Source organism: Bacillus sp. BB51/4, from assembly GCF_008368845.1.
GTDB classification, from domain to species: Bacteria; Bacillota; Bacilli; order Bacillales; family Bacillaceae_G; genus Bacillus_A; species Bacillus_A wiedmannii.
Map to the genome: position 1 here is coordinate 281,588 of NZ_QOSC01000012.1, position 19,390 is coordinate 300,977.

The window sequence follows — 19,390 nt, forward strand, 5'->3', positions numbered from 1 at the left end:
CCCTCCCTATAAATAACGTAGGAAAAATTTTAAAAATTTTTTAGATAAGAATCTGTAATTTTAGTTTTTTTGAGTTTTGGCCAATTCTAAAATTCTTTGAATAAACGGTGCCTTTTCCTTTGTATATGAAACACGATCAAAAGGATATGTAGTTGCAAGTTTCTCTTTTAATTCTCTATATTCTTTACGTGCCCATTCATGTTTTATTAGAAAGTCTCGAAATAAAAGATTGTTTTTCCATTCGTCACTATTATAAATATAAACATGCAAATGATGGGTACCAGCTCTCCATTTTCCCTTTCTAAAAAAACGTCGATTAGGTGTTTCTTTTGGAACATACTCATATCCAATATTTAATAAATCTTCAATCCACTTTTCAGTAATTTGTAAATCCGTTACGCCAATCATCATATCAATTAGAGGTTTCGCTCCTAATCCTTGTACAGATGTGCTCCCTATGTGTTCAATAGCGATACATTCTCCTCCAAATAATGAAATAAATTTCTCTTTTTCTATTCCATACTCTTCATACCAATCTTTTTGATATGGTTTAATAACGATTTGTTGTTGCATATTGTTCACCCTCTTATAAGTGTTTATTATTATATTTATAAAATTTCATGTGATTAACATAGGATTTTTACAAAATATGTCGAATACTGAAATATACAACTTAATTATAATAAATGTGAGGTATATTATGAAAGATATTCCAGTTGAAATTCAATTAAATCAAGTAACATTCCAATTAAAAGAACATCATAATTTTGATTGGCTTATGAAATTAGGAACCGTATTTGCGGTTTTTGACCAGCAAGATTCAGGAAATCTATCTTTTGGTGTAGAAAAAGATGGTCATAAGAAATTTATTAAATATGCAGGGGCACATACAATTGCATATAATGGAAAGACCAGCGATGCAATTGATAGATTAAAAAATTCAGTTTCCTTATATGAAGAATTAAAGCATGAGTCACTTATACAATTAATTGAACATTTTCCCGTTCAATCTGGATATGTCTTAATTTTTGATTGGTTTGATGGCGAATGTCTTCATTCACATTGGAGTTTCCCGCCTCCTGAGAAATATAAAAATCCAAACTCTCCTTATTATAAATATAAGCATTTATCTGTTTTGGAGCGAATTCAATCCTTAAATTCTATGTTTTCTTTCCATACATATGTCGAAAAGGAAAACTATGTAGCAATAGATTTTTATGACGGTAGTATTTTATATAATTTCCATACAAATGAGACGAAGATTTGTGATATTGATTTGTATTCTAAAAAACCATACGTGAATAAAATGGGAAGATTATGGGGTTCCTCGCGTTTTATGTCTCCTGAAGAATTTAAGCTAAACGCTATGATTGATGCAAGAACAAATGTATTTAATATGGGGGCGATGGCTTTCGAAATTTTAGGAGGTGGAAAAGATCGTTCCTTTACAAAATGGGAAGCAAGTAGGAATTTATATGAAATAGCGTATCGTGCTGTAAATGAAAGCCGAGCTGAACGATATGAATCAGTTAAAGTATTTTATGAAGAGTGGATAAACGCGGCAAATGCTGAAAAGATATAACCTATATTATTAAAAACATAAAGTTTCTACTATAATCATGTATAATACATATAAAATGGAAATTCAAAATAACGAGGAAAATATTATGAACTTTGTTTATATTAATCAAAACGTATTAAATAATCTTCTTTACATTTTAAGTAGTATATTTATTTTTTATTTTATATATGATAGCGGACGCTATTTAAAGAAATATAAAAAATTACTTATTATCCTTTGTACGAGTATCCCTCTTATTTTATGTATGCGCTATCCAATCTATATGGATGAAAATTGTATTCATGATTTAAGACAAATACCAGTTATAATAGGCACACTTTATGGTGGCTTCCCTGTTGGTATCATTTTGTTTGCTATTTTATTAATTACAAGATTTTCATTTTATGGATTTAGTATGTTAACAATACTAGTTTATGGCACAATGTTTATCGTTACAGCATTCGCATCCGCAAAATTTAATAAGTATAATAGAAAAATTAAAGTAGCTTATGGAATGTTTTTAACATTTTTTCTAGCAATATTTACAACTGTAATTGTATTAACTTTATCAGATTTTGAAGTGAATAATTTGTACATTATTTATTTCATAATATTACCAACCATTTTGATGTTGTTTGTCATTTATTTTAATGAAGTTTTAAAAGATGCAGTATGTATGCGATCGAAGATGATTAAAATGGAAAAAATGGAGATTGTTAGCCAACTTGCTGCTAGTATATCGCACGAAGTAAGAAATCCCTTAACTGTCGTAAAAGGATTTACTCAACTTTTAAAAACACCTAATTTAACTCCAGAATCAAGAGACGAGTATATTGAACATATACTTGAAGAGTTACATCGTGCACAAGGAATTATTGATGATTATTTAACGTTTGCCAAACCTGCTTCAGAAAAATCAGATCATATTTCAGTAGAACAAGAGTTAACTCGAGTTATTAATATGATCTTACCTTTATGTAATATGAATACAATACATATTACGAAAGATTTCTCTAGGGCATCAATTGTTGGTAATAAACAGCACTTTCAACAATGTTTTTTAAACCTAATAAAAAATAGTATTGAAGCAATGCCTAATGGTGGTACTTTACATATCTCCTCATCTATTAGTAATAATAAAGTTATAATACGAATTGAGGATAGCGGAATTGGTATGTCACAAGAGCAAATAAATCGATTTGGCGAACCCTATTTTAGCACAAAAACAAAAGGTACAGGATTAGGTACAATGGTTGCTGTTAAGATTCTTGAAACGATGCAAGGTAGTTTAAAAATCCGAAGCCTCGTTAATAAAGGTACAACTTTGACAATTACATTGCCGAAATGTAATACGAACTCATCTGAAAACAAATAAAAAAGGAGCATAATTGCTCCTTTTTATTTGTTTCGATACATAAGTATCTTCTATGTTTTTTTAGTTTACATTTGTGGAGACTAATTAGAAATTAGTACCCTCCGCCCCAGCAGCTGCATCCAACGATAATTAATAAAATAAATAACACAACTAGTAAAGCGAAACCTCCACCAAAACCACAAGAACCACCGTAACTCATATTTTCTCCTCCTTTTGGTTTGAAAACTAATAGGTAGTTGATCATTTTAACTGGTTCGTATTATACATTATGTGAATATCCCTTTTTTGAGCATGTCTACATAAAAATAAGTAAAAGCACTCATTTGAGAGTGCTTTAAAATGGATACCAAAAGTTTTGAAATACATGTAACTTTAAATATACTGCAATAATTAAAATAAAAACACCTACAAATAAAGCAATGAAATCCCCTTTTTTCGCTTTATTTGTATAAAACCATGTACGTTTATCCTTCTTTCCAAATCCTCTTAAATCCATTGCATTTGAAACTGTATCGATTCTATCTAGTGAATGAATAATTAAAGGCCAGAAAATTAAGACACGGTTTTTTATACGAATCCATAAACTTGCTTCTCCTTTTTCAAAAGCTACTCCTCTCGCCTCTTGCGCATGTTTAATAACTTTATATTCGGACTGAATATCAGGTATATAACGTAATGCAATATTTATTGCATATGTAATCTTATAATGAATTCGAAATTTACTTAAGCTACTCACAAATTTGCTTGGATCAGTCGTATATATAAAAATAAGTGTAAATGGTAATAACGTAAAATATTTTAATGAAAGTGTAGCTGCATAAAATAATGTTTCATATGTAATTGTTGCATATCCGATATGTAAAAACGAAGTATATGATTCGGTTAATTCAGATCCATGAGTTGGTGTAATAAATAAAATCATGACAGAATTTAATAAACTAAATGTAAATATAACAGTAAAAACAAGGCAAATTTTACGAAATGGGATTTTAGCAATAAGTAGTCCGATACATCCAATCATAAATACAAATAGCAATATACGAAAATCAAAAAACAAAAAAGTAAGTGTCATACAAAAAATAAATAACAACAATTTCACTGCTTCATCCATGCGATGAAAATATGTACTATACACCTTCCTCCCTCCTAATATCCTCAAAATAATGTTCCATAAACCTTTCAGGATATGAAATCTCACTAAATTTAACTAGTTTCAATAAAGAACTTTCTCTTAGGTTCGCCCTTTGTAACGTTTCTGTATCCCCTAATACAACGGACGCGGAATTATTCGCAATAATTTCCCCTTCATCTAGAACAATCGCTCTGTCTGCATATTCTAAAGCGAGATTCATATCATGTGTGATAAAAATAAAAGATATTCCCTGTACAGCTAGTTTTCTAATAAACGACATAAACTGTTTATAATGATAATAATCTTGTCCCGCTGTCGGTTCATCTAATATGATAAGTTTCGGATTTGCTATTAGTACAGATGCAATCGTTACTCTCTTCTTTTGTCCATAACTTAATGCCTGAATTGGCCAATTTCGAAATGGATACAAACCACAAAGTTTTAATGTTTCTTCCGCTCTAAGCTTAATTTCTTCCTTTGAAAACTTTTTTAATTTTAATGAAAATGAAACCTCTTCTATAACAGTAGGTTGTGTAATCATATGATTTGGATTTTGCATCACATAACATATAACCTCACCACGTTTACGAATAGACCAAGAATTGATATTTACTTCATCAAATACAATCCTATCATTTTTTGTTTTGTTTATGCCTATAAGACTATGAGCTAATGTTGATTTACCGGCTCCATTATGGCCCAAAAGTGCTACAATTTCACCTTCATATATGGAGAAATTTACATTGTCCAATACTTTTTGTTTATTAGGATAGGAGAATGACAAATTCTCTACTTTCAATAATTCTTTTTTTGTAGGAGTACCTTTAAAAGAAACTTGCTTCTCCATCCACTCATTTATTACGCTACGAACACTTTCCCTTTGAAGATTTTCAAGTGGGTAGTATATTACGTCATTATTACCATCAAACTGCAATTTCTTTAATACTTCTACGTACATAGGCTCTCTTAAGCCGATAGATGGTAATATATTTGACGCTAAAATCTCTTCTGGTGTCCCTATCGCAACAATTTCCCCTTCATTCATTAAAATGATTTTATCTAAATCCAGGTTTAACATTTCTTCTATTCGATGTTCAATAATTACAATTGTTTTATTATATTGTTTATGTATGCCTTTAATAAGTTCTATCGTATGTAAACTACTTGCTGAATCTAAATTTGCTAACGGTTCATCGAACAATAATATATCAGCATTTGTTGTTAACAAACCTGCTAAAGAAACAGTTTGTTTTTGCCCTCCTGATAATTCATGTGGACTTTGTTTATGAAAAGTATGCATCTTTACCTTTTTTAATGAGTCCGAAACAATCTTTTTCATATCATCTTGATTTACACATTCATTTTCTAAATAAAAAGCTACGTCCTCTTCTACTGTAAGACCAATAAATTGAGCATCTTGATCTTGCAAAATTGTTCCTACCTGTTTACTCAGTTCAAAAACACTCTCTTTCCTCGGGTCTTTTCCGGCAATTAAAATATTACCAGTACTAATCCCTTCATAAGAAAAGGGGATTAGCCCATTTATACAATGAGCTAACGTTGACTTCCCTGAACCACTTCGTCCAGCAATTAGTACTTTTTCTCCAGGGTATATATGAAATGTAATGTCTTTTACAGTAGGCTGCGCAGCATGTTCATATTGAAAGCTGAATTGTTCAAAAGAAATGATTGGTTGCATGTTAACATCCCTACTTTTCAATTTTTAAATGTGTATGTTTCTTATTAGATTTAGCTAGACCTATTGTAATTGGCAATCCAAGAACTAAAAATACAATAACATCAGCAATTGTTGCTCCTAATACTTGTATAATAATTTTGTCAAATGGTTCTCCCATCACAATAACATCGAATGCCCCAGCAAATATAATAGCAATGACAATACCAATTAACCCAGTAATAGCTAAATAAGAAATATCCCGCTTATTATACGCCCCGTTTTTCACACTAAAGCTAACTCTTTTTTGAATGAGTCCCATTGCAAAGCCAATAATGCCTGAACTAATAACCCACCCCCACCAAATACCCCATCCAGCGATTGTATCTGTTACGGTATGACCGATAAGTCCTATTAAAAGTCCTGCCACTGGACCAAATAACGCTCCAAAAACGGTTAAAATAGCTAATGCAGGTTTAATAAATGTATTGGGTGCAATAGAAAATCCCCAAAGTCCTAATATCCCGTATAATGCTGCTCCAATTCCGATTGCTACTACTAACTTTGTTGATAATTTGTTCATTACAATTCCCCTCCCGTATTAGTCAACTTTTATTACTCTATATTTATTTTGAAAATGAATTATGCATCGACACTCCCTTTCTATACAACAAAAAATGACCCCTTACATAAGAGGTCATTTTCTTCACGTTCAAGAATCCTCTTATCTTCCAAAAAACACATCGTGTCCTCTGCGGAATTAGCACCTTCCTATAAATTTATATAGGGGTTGCTGAGGTTTCATAGGGCCGTTCCCTCCACCTCTCTGGATAAGTATTAATTTGTAATTCGTATTATGGCACTAATAAGTATAAATTTCAATACTTTTCTAATTATTTTTATTTTTCGTTTAACGGTGCGTTTAAATCATTGTATCCTTATCGGAATTGTGAAATAATGAATTCAAGATAGTTACGGGAGGAATGTACGATGAAAGTAATCGGTTTAATTGGTGGACTAAGTTGGGAATCTACATCGTTATACTATAAACATATTAATACACTTACACTCTCTCAATATGATCAAAATGCGAAGCTTGTTTTATATAGCATGGACTTTGGTGAAGTAACTACTTTATTACAAAATCATCAATATGAAGAAGTGAAAAACGAATTAGTCACAGTTGCAAAAAAGGTTGAAAAATCCGGAGCTGATTGTTTATTAATGTGTTCCAATACGATCCATTTATTTGCTGAAGAAGTAGAAAATGCAATATCTATTCCACTTCTTCACATTGGTGATGTAAGTGCTAAAGAAATGGTAGAACAGAATATAAAGCGTATCGGACTATTGGGTACGAAACAAACGATGGAACAAGACTTCTATAAATCACGTCTAGCAAATTTTAATATTGAGACAATCATCCCGACTGAAGAGGATAGAAATTTTATTCATCATGTTATTTTAAATGAGTTAAGTAAAGGAATTATTTCAGAAACATCAAAAGAAAAACTTTTACAAATCACAAACTCATTAATTCAAAACGGCGCAGAAGGTATATTGCTAGGCTGCACTGAAATACCATTGCTCATTTCCCAAAACGACCTTACTGTACCTGTTTTTGATACCGCTTTTTTACATGCAAATACTGCTGTGCAGTTTGCAGGATAATAATATAAAAGCATAAAGGTTAATCCTCTATGCTTTTATATTGTCTAAACTATTTATTTAAAAGAGATGTAATCACTGCAATTGCTTCTTTTGAACCACCACATTCTAAAAAACTATCATTCAGTTTTCGTATACCATGCTTATACTTTTTATTTGAAAGAACATCTGTTACCGCTTCTTTTAACGTTTGCACATTAACATTCTCTTTCAATAACCGATGTGCTGCTTCAAGTTCAGTTAATCTTTGCGCTATCATTGGTTGGTCTTTATCATGTGGAATGATGACAAATGGGACATTAAAATAAATAGCATCGTGTACGCTGTTCATGCCGCCATGTGTAATAAAAACATCTGCTTCACTTAATATTTCTGATTGGGGTACGTATGAAGCAATTATAAAATTGTCTGGAGCTTTCTTAATTTTAGAACGATCATTTCTATCACCAATTGCCATTACAACTATTCCATCAAAATCCGAGAAAGTATCAATGCACGTATTAAAGAATGGTTCAAGCTCTTCAAGCAGTGTCCCCATTGAAATATATATAACTTCTTTACCTTTAAGCAATTCAAGTGGAAACTCTACATTTGTTTTACGATTTGAAATACTAGGACCAATAAAAATGTTATTTCTTCCAAATAAATCGCTATTAGGTTGAAAATAGCGACTTGTGTACACAAGAGTAATATCTCCCTTGTTATGCATAAATTGAAGATTATTTTTAGGCGTTACTCCAAATTCATGTTCCATTTGATATAGTAACTGTTCAGAAATTTTATCAGGTTGGAATGGTATTTCTGCATTTGGATGAAAAGGTAATGTTTCCAAAAAATTTTGAGGAATTAAAAATATAGGAGAAGAAACTATGCCTGGAATATGTAAATACTCCTTTACTAACTCTCCAGCGCCAAATATATCATAAATTACGAAATCAAAATGTATGTTTTCACATAATTGTTTCGTAATTTCTAATATATATAAAGAAGTTTGAACATGTACACGAAAGAAAGAATTCAGCCCATCTGGAGTTTCAGAATCAATAGAAATCTCCTTTAATAAATCTGGATGTGTATATACAGTAGCTCCCAAATCTTCAATTCTGCCTTTAAATTGTTCTGTCGTAATATAATGTACGTGATCACCTCGTTCAGTATAGGCTTTGACTAAACTTAATGTAGGATTTACATGTCCCTCTGCTGGAAAATTAACCACTAAAATATTTAGCACTTATCTCTCACTCCTTACATTTCAATACTCTTATTAATCATACTGTAATTATTACCGTCAATCTTCACCTAATAGTCCTAATATGCTTGCGACTTTAGGTTGATAAATAATTGTTAGTGATTAAATTAAAAAAGGCATCTACATAAGTAGATGCCAAACCGTGATAAGGAGTGTTCTGTGAGGTTAGAATAAGCTTTTCAGCTTGTCCTATGCTATCAATATATGATTTATTTTATAAAATGTGAATAATTGATAGAATGATTTTACCTCTCTATCACCCATTTTGAACCTATTTCTAAATAAGTCGACTCTAGTTTCTGTACTATTTCATATGTTTTAACCTTCTTGAGAGCTATCTATTTTTATAGTTTCTCCAGTCAATCTCTTATTTTTCAATTCAAAATAAGCATCTAAAACTTCTTTTCCAATATCAGAGTTAATACCAGATTTATCATTAATAACCCACGGCACAACTACAGAGAATGCTACTTCAGGATTATCATACGGCGCATATCCTGCTAACGTTAAATTATAACATTCTCTTCGCTCACCTTTTTCATTTCTTCCAATATCACTTTCTCCACCGTATACTGTCTGTGCTGTCCCTGTTTTACCTGCTGGCTTATAAGATGCTTTTTGGAACGCCCTTACTCCTGTTCCATCACCTTCTTGGAATACCTTTCTAAATCCTTCTTTTACTTGATTTATATATTCCTCTTTCATATCTATCTTATTTAAAACGATTGGTTCTACTGCATGCACCACTTTACCAATCTCATCTTTTTGCGACGTTTGCTCTCTTACCTCTTGAACAATTTGTGGCTTCATTCGATATCCACCGTTTGCGATTGTTGAAATATACTGTACAAGCTGAAGTGGCGTATAGGTGTCATACTGGCCAATTGAGTAGTCTAGTAAGAAACCAGGTTGATTATCTTTTTTACCAATTTGTCCAGCTGTTTCATTCGGTAAATCAATACCCGTTGGAACACCTAATCCAAATTGCCTGAAATAATACCTCATTTTATCAAAGTACTCCTGTTTAATATTTAATGAACTATTTTTTACATAATCTACACCTGCAATTTTTAATGCTGTATTAAACATATAAACGTTTGAAGAGACTTGTAACGCTCTTAAATCATCGATATTTCCAAACTCTTTCCAAGACTTTTTTTCCTTAGTTCCTTTAAACTTCATAGGTGCATCATAAAAATAAGTACCTGGTGTTATAGCTTTCGTTTCAAATCCAGTTAAAACTGTCGCACCTTTAACTGTTGATCCAAGCTCATAAGAACTAGTCATTGTGCCTAATGCATAGTCTTCAACTTCTGTTTTTCCGTCTTTTTCTACAAGTCTTTTCCCGGCCATGGATAATACTTGTCCGTTTTTCGGATTCATCATTACAACGAAAGCACGGTCCAACATGGATTCTGACGCTTTATATGCCTTTAATATTTTTTCAATACTTTCTTCTACTTTCTTCTGTAATTCCATATCTATTGTTAAAGTTAAATTCTTACCGCTCTTTCCCTCAGAAACGGTTTCCGTTCTAATTGTATTACCTTGTTTATCTGCAACGCTTCTTACTTCTTTTTTTGTACCATGAAGTACATCTTCATATTGCTGCTCGATATAACTTTTTCCAACCCTATCATTTCGGCTATAATCACGTACCAAGTAGTAATCTAATCGTTCACTTGGTAATCCTTCATCGGAATTAGAAACATTTCCAAGAACAGATCGGAATAATCCATCATTTACATACACTCTCTCCCAATCCACCGATACGTCTACACCTGGGAGATTCGCTAAACCTTCACTAATTATAGTAAATTCCTTTTCACTAACATCTTTTTTAATAATCTGAGGAGCCATTTGATAACCAGAAGTCATCTTACTTTTAATAGCTAACACTTTTATATCTTTCTCTGTTAATTCCTGAAGATTTTTATCTGTAACCCGTTTTCTTTTTAACTCTTCTATTTTTTTATCTAGCTTCTTGCCGCTAATATCCTTTTCTCTAAATGTATCTATTTCTTTTTTCGATACTAGATTTTCAGCCAGTTTCGGATTTAATTGCATCCAAAAATCTTTCTTATCTGTCTCATTTAACTTATCTATATCTTCTTGCGGCATTTCAATTATGTCTACAAGTTGTCTCGCGGTTTTTAATATATCTTCTGATTTTACACCTTTCATCTTTGTGTACGTGATCGTGCGTAAAGATGTATTATCAACAACTGGATTCCCTTCTCGATCAAATATTTTTCCACGTGGGACAGATAGGCTCACAGTTGCATTTTCTCTCTTTTCTACTTCATTTTTATAAGTCTCTCCATCGAAAATTTGCACTTTACCTAACTGTATAATCATTGCAGAAAATAATAAAAATACACAAAGAAATAAAATATTTAACCGCGTCGGTATTGCTCTACCACTTTTTTTCTCATGCTTTTTCACCTTGTCATAATCTCCTTCTTACAGAATTCCTAATAATAATTGAATCTATATATTAAAAGTAATGCACATTTTCTATACAGTACTTTGCACAAATATTAATATACTGATAAAAACTTAATAGAAATTAAAACAAAGGTTAAGAAAAGGTAAAGTTTACTAAATTAAATATAAAAATCCCCAATAACCGAAAGCTTAACTTTTGGTTATTGGGGATTTAGTAATTTAAGAGTTAATAATTGCGTATTGATTCGAATCTATCATCATAATTTGATAGAGATTTTTCACTCTGAGCTTTCGGCAAGTAAATCGTTACTGTTGTCCCGACTCCAACTTCACTCATAATACTTATATTCCCTTGATGACTTTCAATGATTTTATAACTTAACATTAATCCGATACCGGTACCTTTTTCTTTCGTACTATAAAAAGGCTCACCTAATCTCTTAATTCTATCTTCAGGTATCCCTATTCCTTCATCAATTACATGAATAATGACACCTTCATCGTTTATCTCTTTAATATGAATTGTAATTTTCCCGCCATCTGGCATAGCTTCGATTGAATTTTGCAAAATATTAATAAACACTTGTTTCAATTGATTTTCTGAGCATTCAATGCTTATGTCTTTGTTGTCTGCATATAGTTCCACTTGAATATTCGTCATAATTGCTTTTGTATTCATTAACGATACGACATTATTATAAATTTGATAAATATTTTTTTGTTCTGTATTTATCTCATCTGTTTTAGCAATTGATAAAAACTCTTGAAGAATCGCTTCTATTCTTTCAATTTCAGAAAGCATTAAATCAAAATATTTTTCTTGATCTTCTTTATTAATTTGAAATAACTGTATAAACCCTTTAATGACAGTTAATGGGTTCCTCACTTCATGAGCCACACCAGCTGCTAATTGACCAATTGCTGCAAGTGTATCTGATTTATTTAGCAATTCCTCTGTCTTTTTCCGTTCTGTAATATCGCGTACAATGATCATAATTTTATCATGTAATAATGGTAAGCATCTAGCTTCAAAGAAATCGACACTCCCATTAATTGTAAGTGGATATTCAACAATTACATTCGTCCCTTTTTCCTTCACTTGATGAATTGCTTCCTGAAATTGCTGTGCTACTGGAGATGGTAATACTTCGAAAAACTTTTTTCCCATAAAAGCTTGTGCCGGTACGTAAAATTTCGAAGGGGATCCTGCTTTATAATCTATAATTGTGCCATCATCTTCTGTTAAGAAACATAAATCTGGTAAAGCCTTAAAAATTAATTCCAATTCAGACGTTTGTTGTTTTAACTGGTCTTCTATCGCTTTTAAATGTGTAATATCTACTCCGACAGCCCAGTAGCTATATCCTGTTACAGGAAACTGTTCTGATATATTGGACCACATGATTGTTTTTATTTCACCATTTTTACATGTTAAGTGCATTTCCCAATCTCTGAAATTTTTTCCACAAGTTAAAAATTTCGTTTGTATTTGGTGACGATAATTATGATCTGGGTACAATAATTGTAGGGCATTTGGATTCTCTATTATTTCTTCAGCTGTATAACCTGTTACAATTTCACACTCCCGATTCCACAAAACAAAATCTCCATTATAATCAAGCGCATCAACCATAACAGGCATGTTTTGTAAAATCGTGTGCAGTTCCTCCTCTTTTCGAGAAAGCAACGTTGTATTTTCACTTTGAAATACCTTCGTTGCTCCATCTATAATTAGATTTGAAAGCATTTCAAAGTATTTTTGACAATTGAAAATGTCACTTTTGTTTGACCATACTACAAAAGATCCTAAATGTTGATTGTATAAAAAAATGGGGATTTCAATTTTGGGAAGTTTACATATTTTCATCTCATTTATTCCAAAAGAAAATATACATTCTTTTTCAGCATCAAGAAGTTGATGTGATATGTTGGTTAATTTATAAAACTGTTCTGCCATGGTTTCTATTGTACTCACATCAATAAGTTCCATTAGCCGCGCATTCATTCCTTTTTCACCTCAATATGTAAAATTAATACAAATTCAAAATTTATACTTCTCCATTATACGTAGAATGTGCCTTTAGGTATATAGCTGCAGAATAATTATTCGAATAAATTTTATTTTTCAATTAAAATAGAGAAGAATTTGCGTATAAAATGAATCCTTAATCAGTACGTATTTTGTTCATCACATATTAATTCTGAATGTACGACCAACCTAAAACGGGTACCCATGCAGAAACCGGATTTTAATATCAGAGTCATACACATCGATTTTAGTAGTATAATAAATACTATATAATAAAAAGTAATAAGGCTTCTATGAATCTCATAGAATAAACCTTACCCCTAATAAAAAGAAAAAAAGAATCCATTTGGATTCTTTTTTTCTTTTTATATTACATTACATATTTATATAAAGCATGTGCAACACCGTGTTCTTCATTTGATAAAGTTGCGTATTTACACATTGCTTTTATTTCTTCGACTGCGTTCCCCATTGCAATTGATATGTTTGCTTTTTCCATCATGGATACATCGTTTAGCCCATCACCTATCGCTACAGTATTTTCAACCGGAATATTCAGATGTTCTGCTAAAGTATATAATCCATTTCCTTTTTGGGCATCTCGATGATTAATCTCTAAATTATGCCAATATGAAGATGTAATTGCTAAATCAGTATTATGCAGAAACGCTGCTTTTAACTTTTTTAACTTTTCTATGTCATAAGAAAATGGTAAAAGCTTATGCACATGTATTTCTGTTTCTACAATTGGTTTACAACTTTCTGCACTATGAAATGCTGTATGTTCAAGATATAATGCTGCAATCGTTTCTAACTCTTTCAAATCAAAATCTTCTTTTGAATTCTTCACATATTCGATCTCATTACGTACACTCTCTACTCCATAATCTGGTACATATACACCTTTATTAGTATAAAGCTGATAATATAAGCCATTCTCTTCAAGATAGTCCACAATCTCAAGTGCCTGCATATTTTGAATTGGATATCTCTTCATCATTTTATTATCTTTATATATAAGCGCACCATTTTCCGCAATAATTGGACACTCTAAATTAACTTCTAACAACAATCTTTCAATGTCGACGATAGAACGTCCTGTACAAATTGCTACAACATGACCCGCTTCCTGACATTTTCGAATTGCTTCTGCATTCTCTTTACTAATCATTTTATTCCCCGAAAGAAGAGTTCCATCTAAATCAATTGCGATTAATTTCATTATTCCTTCACCACTTTCTATAAATACACGAGCTCATTATAAACAATAGGTATCGTTTTCATACTGATTTCGTGAAGTACTCCTTATTTATAATTTATGAAAAGCGTTTCAGGTCAAGAAATAATTAAAAATAAAATCAAAAGCTTTTCTTTTTAAAGAAAAGCTTTTGATTTTAAACTATGAACTATAACTAATATATTTCGTCTCACACATGTACACATTCTTTTCTTCAGTTGGGACATATATTTTAAACTTTTCTAAACGTTTTCCGTAAATATGAATAGTGACAACGCTTTCATTTTTACCTATTTCAAGAATATGACAATCAGCTGGTGGAATGACTTTATCTGTTTTTCCTTCTCCCAAATAAAGATTTCCTGTATGTGTTAAATAAACAAGTGAATTTTCAAGCTGCTTAGTTTGTATAAAGTTTTGCACCATTATCCTCCCTGTAAAAACGCCTTCTACTCCCCATGTACCATCATGATCATGTAAAGGTGTAGATTGTCCATCTTTCCATACAAGAGCTAATACTTCAAATCTCTTTAAAGGATCTTCATATAACAAGTGTCGTGCGTATTGAGCCGAATTAGCCTTCTGTTTTTCTAACGGAAGCCATGTTTTCTTTTCTAAAAGTTCTTCTAATAATTTTTCAATCGCACAAACAATTTGATCTTCTAATAAATTACTATCCATTAAATCCGTTACAGCTTTAATAAATGTTTGAAACATTTTACTTCCATTACACGTTAACATAAGTATCCTCCTCTACTCTTCTTTCACACACTTCCATACTATAAAACACACCAGAATTTTACAATTGAGAAATAAAAAACAAGGTACATTACAATGCACCTTGCTGAACGTTTTACCTAGTTTTCAAAAGAATAGGTAAGTATTTTAATGTTTGTTCATTTTCCAATATACATTTTTCTAAATTGAACGATGGAGATAACTCTATTTTTTCAAAGACATTTATAAAAGTAGTTAAAGCAATTTCAGCTTCTAAACGTGCAAGTGGTGCCCCTAAGCAAAAGTGAGCACCTTTACCAAATGTTAAATGCTTTTCATTTCCTATTCGGTGTATATTAAATTTAGAGGCTTGCGAAAATTTTTTCTCATCTAAATTTGCTGCACTTACCCACGCAACAATCATTTGATCCTTTTTCATAAAAGGCCCAAATATATTTGTATCCTCTGTAATCCTCCTAGCTAATGTAACGGGAAAGCGATAGCGCGATACTTCCTCAATTGCCTTTGAAATTAATTTAGGTTCTTCTCTTAATTCTTTATATGTTCCAGGTGAATCCACTAAAAAGCAATAAAAGCTATTAATAATTAAATTAGTAGTTGTTTCATTGCCTGCCGCTAATAAACCTAAAGAAAAAGTAACAATTTCTTCATCTGTTAATCTTTCGCCTTCATATTCAGCTCGTATTAAATCCGAAATAATATCATCGGTTAAATGGTATCTCTTTCCCTGAACAATCGGTAGAAGATATGCTTTAAATTCATTTAGTGCTATACCCTTTTCCGCATCCAGATCATTAAACTTTTCTTTACTATACGGCATAAATAAAATATCAGACCATGCTTTAATTTTTTTACGGTCCGTTGTTGGCACTCCTAATAAATCAGATATGACGGTAACAGGTAAAGGTGCAGCAAACTCTTCAACAATATTAACCTCACTATATTTTTCGATATGTTCTATAAGTTCATTTGCGATTGCCTGTATTCGGGGTTTCCATTGTTCTAAACTTCTTGGAGTAAATGCTTTAGAAACGATAGAACGTACATTGCGATGTTCTGGTGGATCAGTAGAGTTTATATTTATCCTAGTTTCTAAAGGAGGGATTGCGAATTGTCTTCGCTCCCTTCTACTTGAAAATAAGCGATAATCCGATAAAACTCGATTTACATCATCGTATAAAAAAACATTCCATACATCTTGCTCTTCATCGTAATGTACTGGGCGATTATCCCTCATAAATTGATACCACTCATACGGATTCCACAATTCTTCTTTTGTTTTCAGCTTTGAAATTTCATGAACTAAAATCACATTTTCCGGCGAAGCCATAGTTCTTTCCTCCCTTTTCTTTTACAATAAAAGTGATAGGTCGGTAGTTCAAAGTTGTATAATCTAACATATGTTATTTTAACATATAATAAAGGAGATTTTTTATTGGAGAACTTGAGAAATATATAAGGGGGATTTTTTATGTATGTTGATATTTTATTACTCGCAGAATTAACGTCAGGGCCAAAGCACGGTTATGAAATAAAGAAAAATATCCAAAATCAGTTAGGAGAGAATTTTGAATTAAATCATAATATGCTTTATCCTTCTCTTCGACGTTTTGAGAATATGGGGGCTATAACGAAAAAAGTACATACACAAGTCGGAAAGCCAAACCGAAATATGTACGACATAACTGAAACAGGTGAAGAAATTTTTTCAGAAATGTTAAGAGAGTTTCCTGAAAAAATTGCGACAAATAACGCTGAGTTCCTTGTACGTATCGCTCTATTTGAAAAACTTGATTACGAAGGTAGAAAAGAAATTTTAACAATACGCCAAGACGTACTACATAAACAGCTTACTGCTATTCAATCTTTACGTGTTAGCTCATCTTTTATTACAGAAGTCATTGAATTTAGTAAATCACGTATTGAACATGAATTGCTCTGGATTACATCACTTATGAAGAAAATATAAAAATTAACAAGAAAAGTTAAAAACAATGAATGAAAATGAGATTTATTATCAATACTATAATTAATAAAAGGGCAACCACGATTTGGCTACCCTTCAAAAATTTATACTTCTGGATCGAAAGTTTTGCAATCTGTTTCTTCCGTAGTTGATGCATGTTTCCCTTTATGACTTACTACATAAATTGCATCTGCACTACATTTATTGCCGTTAGCCCAAAATTTACAGTTGTTTACTTCACATAAAACGTCTTGTGCCATAGTATCACACCTCCTTGTTCTATTATCATTAACAAAATTCGGAGGTATGATACTCTTTGTCATGCATTTTTTATTACCTTTTTAGCTTTCTTAATGGTTCAATATTTCCTTGTACAATAGCATCTATATTTTCTGTTATTTTTTCAATGTCAAAATGCCACCATTGAATTTGCAATAACTCTTCTACTATTGTATTTGTAAATCGTTCCTTTATTTTATTTGCAGGGTTTCCGCCAACAATTGTATATGGTGCGACGTCTCTAGTCACAACAGATTTAGCTGCAATGATTGCACCATCCCCTATTTTTATTCCAGGCATAATCGTTGTATCCATACCAACCCATACATCATTTCCTATAACTGTATCCCCTTTGTAAGGTAAATCAGACAAATTAGGTGTATACTTCTCCCACCCATTCCCAAATATATTAAATGGATATGCCGAAAATCCATCCATCCGATGATTCGCTCCGTTCATAATAAAGGTAACTCCATTTGCAATACAACAAAACTTTCCAATAGTAAGATGATCTCCAAGAAATTCATAATGATGTAATACTCGATCTTCAAATGTTTCTCCATCTTTCGCATCATAATAAGAATAGTCACCAACGAGTATATTAGCTTTCGTTATTGTATTTTTTATAAAATGAACGTTTTGATTTCCTTCAATTGGGTATTTTACATTTGGATTAGGATTCATGTTGTACAGCACTTCCTTTACCATTTATTTCACTTTCTAACGCTATTACTGGCTTTAAATTGTATATAGGTAAAATAAATAATAATCCAATTATAAATAGTAAAGCTGTGCCCTCATACATCGTACTTAATGAGAACACCTCTTTTAATGAACCAGCAATACTCATTGTTACTACCATTGAACCGGTGAATAGTGGACTTAAAATGCCATTTACACGACCGATAAAATCAGTATCGCTGTTTTGAATAATGAGCGTATTAATACCTATTTGGATACACGGAAGAGCTAACCCACTAAAAAGTTGTGCTGTAAGTGTCACCCATAAGCTCGTCGAATAACCAATAATACCAATGCCGATCGCCTGACCGAGCATCCCTACAATTAACATCTTTTGCGGAGCAACATTTTTCGCAAATACCATCGCTAAAGCACCGCCCACAATCATACCCGCGCCATTTACTGTTAGTAACCATTGCAAACTCTCTTTTGATAACCCTAACTGCTCAGTCACAATAAATATACCTAATGGCTGAATTAAACCGATACCTAGTCCTGCTGCCATAAAACAAAGCCCTAGCAAAGTTAATGCTTTTTTCTTTTTTACGTATTTAATACCGTCTAGCATTTCCTGTAACAACGTGATTTCTTTTTTCTCATTTTTATTCTCAAGATCTTTCGGAAGAAATAACAACACAGCTGCTGCCAGTAAAAAAGCGATACCTGTTATGATGATTGAAATATAAATTCCAAAACTATGAAAGATAAATGTTCCAAGAATCGGTCCTAACACCATAAAAATCGCAAATATTGTTTGATATATAGACATCGCTAATTGGATTTGTTCCGTTGATAAATGCTGTTTAAACAATTTCATACCTGATGGTTGAGAAAACTGCGAAAGGATTGCAGAAATAAGCGTGACAAAAAACACGATTTTCCATGTTCCAAACATAAGTGTAATTAATACAGCGAATACTGAAATGGAACTTAACGTTTCACACCATATCATTGTCTTCTTTGGCTTCCACCTATCAGCAAAGGTTCCACCTATAAAGGAAAAGATGAAAATTGGAGCAAACTCAGCAACCGAAATCATTGAAATAGCAAAAGCATCACCTTTCGTCATTTCCATTACATATAGTAATACCGCAAAGTTCCGAACCCATATTCCAATTTGTAAAAATAGTGCTGATGCAAGAATTCCTTGCACAAACCGATTTTTTAATACTTGTGATACCCCATTGTTTTGTTTCGTTACTACATTTGTCGACATAAAAAAGCCCCCTATTTCATGTTCTGAACAGGAGGCAGCACAAATCATATAAAAAGACTATATATTCGCAGAGCGA

General features: G+C 31.9%; 18 protein-coding genes and 1 riboswitch. Of the genes, 4 read left to right on the plus strand and 14 right to left on the minus strand.

All coding sequences use genetic code 11. From position 1 onward, the window contains the following. Positions 1–60: 60 nt before the first annotated feature. Positions 61–573 carry a GrpB family protein gene (locus DN392_RS16195; protein ID WP_001187285.1) on the minus strand — a complete coding sequence of 171 codons (513 nt, stop codon included), beginning with the start codon at positions 571–573 and terminating at the stop codon, positions 61–63. 127 nt (positions 574–700) lie between these two features. Between DN392_RS16195 and DN392_RS16200 the strand changes: the two genes are divergently transcribed. Together DN392_RS16200 and DN392_RS16205 are read left to right on the plus strand one after the other, a co-directional pair. Next, positions 701–1,582: a protein kinase domain-containing protein gene (locus tag DN392_RS16200; RefSeq protein ID WP_071742482.1), complete on the plus strand. Its 882-nt coding sequence runs from the start codon at positions 701–703 to the stop codon at positions 1,580–1,582. 85 nt (positions 1,583–1,667) lie between these two features. Further along, positions 1,668–2,936, plus strand: coding sequence for a sensor histidine kinase (locus tag DN392_RS16205; RefSeq protein WP_001012276.1), 1,269 nt, complete (start codon positions 1,668–1,670; stop codon positions 2,934–2,936). Positions 2,937–3,027: 91 nt separating this feature from the next. Here the strand turns inward: DN392_RS16205 and DN392_RS16210 are convergent, their stop codons facing one another. The 4 genes from DN392_RS16210 to DN392_RS16225 form a co-directional block, all read right to left on the minus strand. Beyond that, positions 3,028–3,135: a YjcZ family sporulation protein gene (locus DN392_RS16210; RefSeq protein ID WP_000120182.1), complete on the minus strand. Its 108-nt coding sequence runs from the start codon at positions 3,133–3,135 to the stop codon at positions 3,028–3,030. Between the two features lie 135 nt (positions 3,136–3,270). Then, positions 3,271–4,071 (minus strand): energy-coupling factor transporter transmembrane component T family protein, encoded by an 801-nt coding sequence (locus DN392_RS16215; protein WP_048566337.1) that lies wholly within the window; start codon positions 4,069–4,071, stop codon positions 3,271–3,273. Further along, positions 4,064–5,767 (minus strand): ABC transporter ATP-binding protein, encoded by a 1,704-nt coding sequence (locus DN392_RS16220; protein ID WP_001182492.1) that lies wholly within the window; start codon positions 5,765–5,767, stop codon positions 4,064–4,066. The genes DN392_RS16215 and DN392_RS16220 overlap by 8 nt, the downstream gene beginning before the upstream one ends. Positions 5,768–5,777: 10 nt before the next feature. Then, entirely contained in the window at positions 5,778–6,326 is a 549-nt protein-coding gene (locus DN392_RS16225) for an ECF-type riboflavin transporter substrate-binding protein (RefSeq protein ID WP_001038204.1), read from the minus strand. Positions 6,327–6,464: 138 nt separating this feature from the next. Further along, positions 6,465–6,580, minus strand: a riboswitch (SAM riboswitch). Between the two features lie 153 nt (positions 6,581–6,733). Between DN392_RS16225 and DN392_RS16230 the strand changes: the two genes are divergently transcribed. Continuing rightward, a complete protein-coding gene (locus DN392_RS16230) occupies positions 6,734–7,414 on the plus strand; it encodes an aspartate/glutamate racemase family protein (protein WP_000864384.1) in 681 nt (226 codons plus the stop codon). Between the two features lie 49 nt (positions 7,415–7,463). Here DN392_RS16230 and DN392_RS16235 read toward each other — a convergent pair whose 3' ends face one another. The 6 genes from DN392_RS16235 to DN392_RS16260 form a co-directional block, all read right to left on the minus strand. Next, positions 7,464–8,642 (minus strand): macrolide family glycosyltransferase, encoded by a 1,179-nt coding sequence (locus DN392_RS16235; protein ID WP_000932170.1) that lies wholly within the window; start codon positions 8,640–8,642, stop codon positions 7,464–7,466. A gap of 336 nt (positions 8,643–8,978) precedes the next feature. Then, on the minus strand, positions 8,979–11,105 hold the full coding sequence (locus DN392_RS16240; RefSeq protein WP_061671995.1) for a peptidoglycan D,D-transpeptidase FtsI family protein: 2,127 nt from the start codon (positions 11,103–11,105) through the stop codon (positions 8,979–8,981). 229 nt (positions 11,106–11,334) lie between these two features. After that, entirely contained in the window at positions 11,335–13,113 is a 1,779-nt protein-coding gene (locus DN392_RS16245; protein ID WP_000994060.1) for a PAS domain-containing sensor histidine kinase, read from the minus strand. Between the two features lie 394 nt (positions 13,114–13,507). After that, complete coding sequence (locus DN392_RS16250) at positions 13,508–14,359, minus strand: Cof-type HAD-IIB family hydrolase (protein WP_088321613.1); 852 nt, start codon at positions 14,357–14,359, stop codon at positions 13,508–13,510. 177 nt (positions 14,360–14,536) lie between these two features. After that, positions 14,537–15,115: a cysteine dioxygenase family protein gene (locus DN392_RS16255; RefSeq protein ID WP_064449400.1), complete on the minus strand. Its 579-nt coding sequence runs from the start codon at positions 15,113–15,115 to the stop codon at positions 14,537–14,539. A 112-nt stretch (positions 15,116–15,227) separates the two neighbouring features. Beyond that, positions 15,228–16,442, minus strand: coding sequence for a cytochrome P450 (locus DN392_RS16260; protein ID WP_088321612.1), 1,215 nt, complete (start codon positions 16,440–16,442; stop codon positions 15,228–15,230). Positions 16,443–16,583: 141 nt separating this feature from the next. Here DN392_RS16260 and DN392_RS16265 point away from each other — a divergent pair, with 141 nt between their 5' ends. Then, on the plus strand, positions 16,584–17,081 hold the full coding sequence (locus tag DN392_RS16265) for a PadR family transcriptional regulator (protein WP_000289103.1): 498 nt from the start codon (positions 16,584–16,586) through the stop codon (positions 17,079–17,081). Positions 17,082–17,182: 101 nt separating this feature from the next. Here the strand turns inward: DN392_RS16265 and DN392_RS16270 are convergent, their stop codons facing one another. The 3 genes from DN392_RS16270 to DN392_RS16280 form a co-directional block, all read right to left on the minus strand. Continuing rightward, positions 17,183–17,338, minus strand: a complete 156-nt coding sequence (locus DN392_RS16270) for a DUF1540 domain-containing protein (RefSeq protein ID WP_000046089.1) — start codon at positions 17,336–17,338, stop codon at positions 17,183–17,185. A gap of 73 nt (positions 17,339–17,411) precedes the next feature. Next, a complete protein-coding gene (locus tag DN392_RS16275) occupies positions 17,412–18,041 on the minus strand; it encodes a Vat family streptogramin A O-acetyltransferase (protein ID WP_001069228.1) in 630 nt (209 codons plus the stop codon). Next, the gene (locus tag DN392_RS16280) at positions 18,031–19,314 is read right to left on the minus strand and encodes an MFS transporter (protein WP_048566342.1); all 1,284 of its coding nucleotides are present in this window, start codon (positions 19,312–19,314) and stop codon (positions 18,031–18,033) included. Before DN392_RS16280 ends, DN392_RS16275 begins: the two co-directional genes overlap by 11 nt. Positions 19,315–19,390 lie beyond the last annotated feature (76 nt).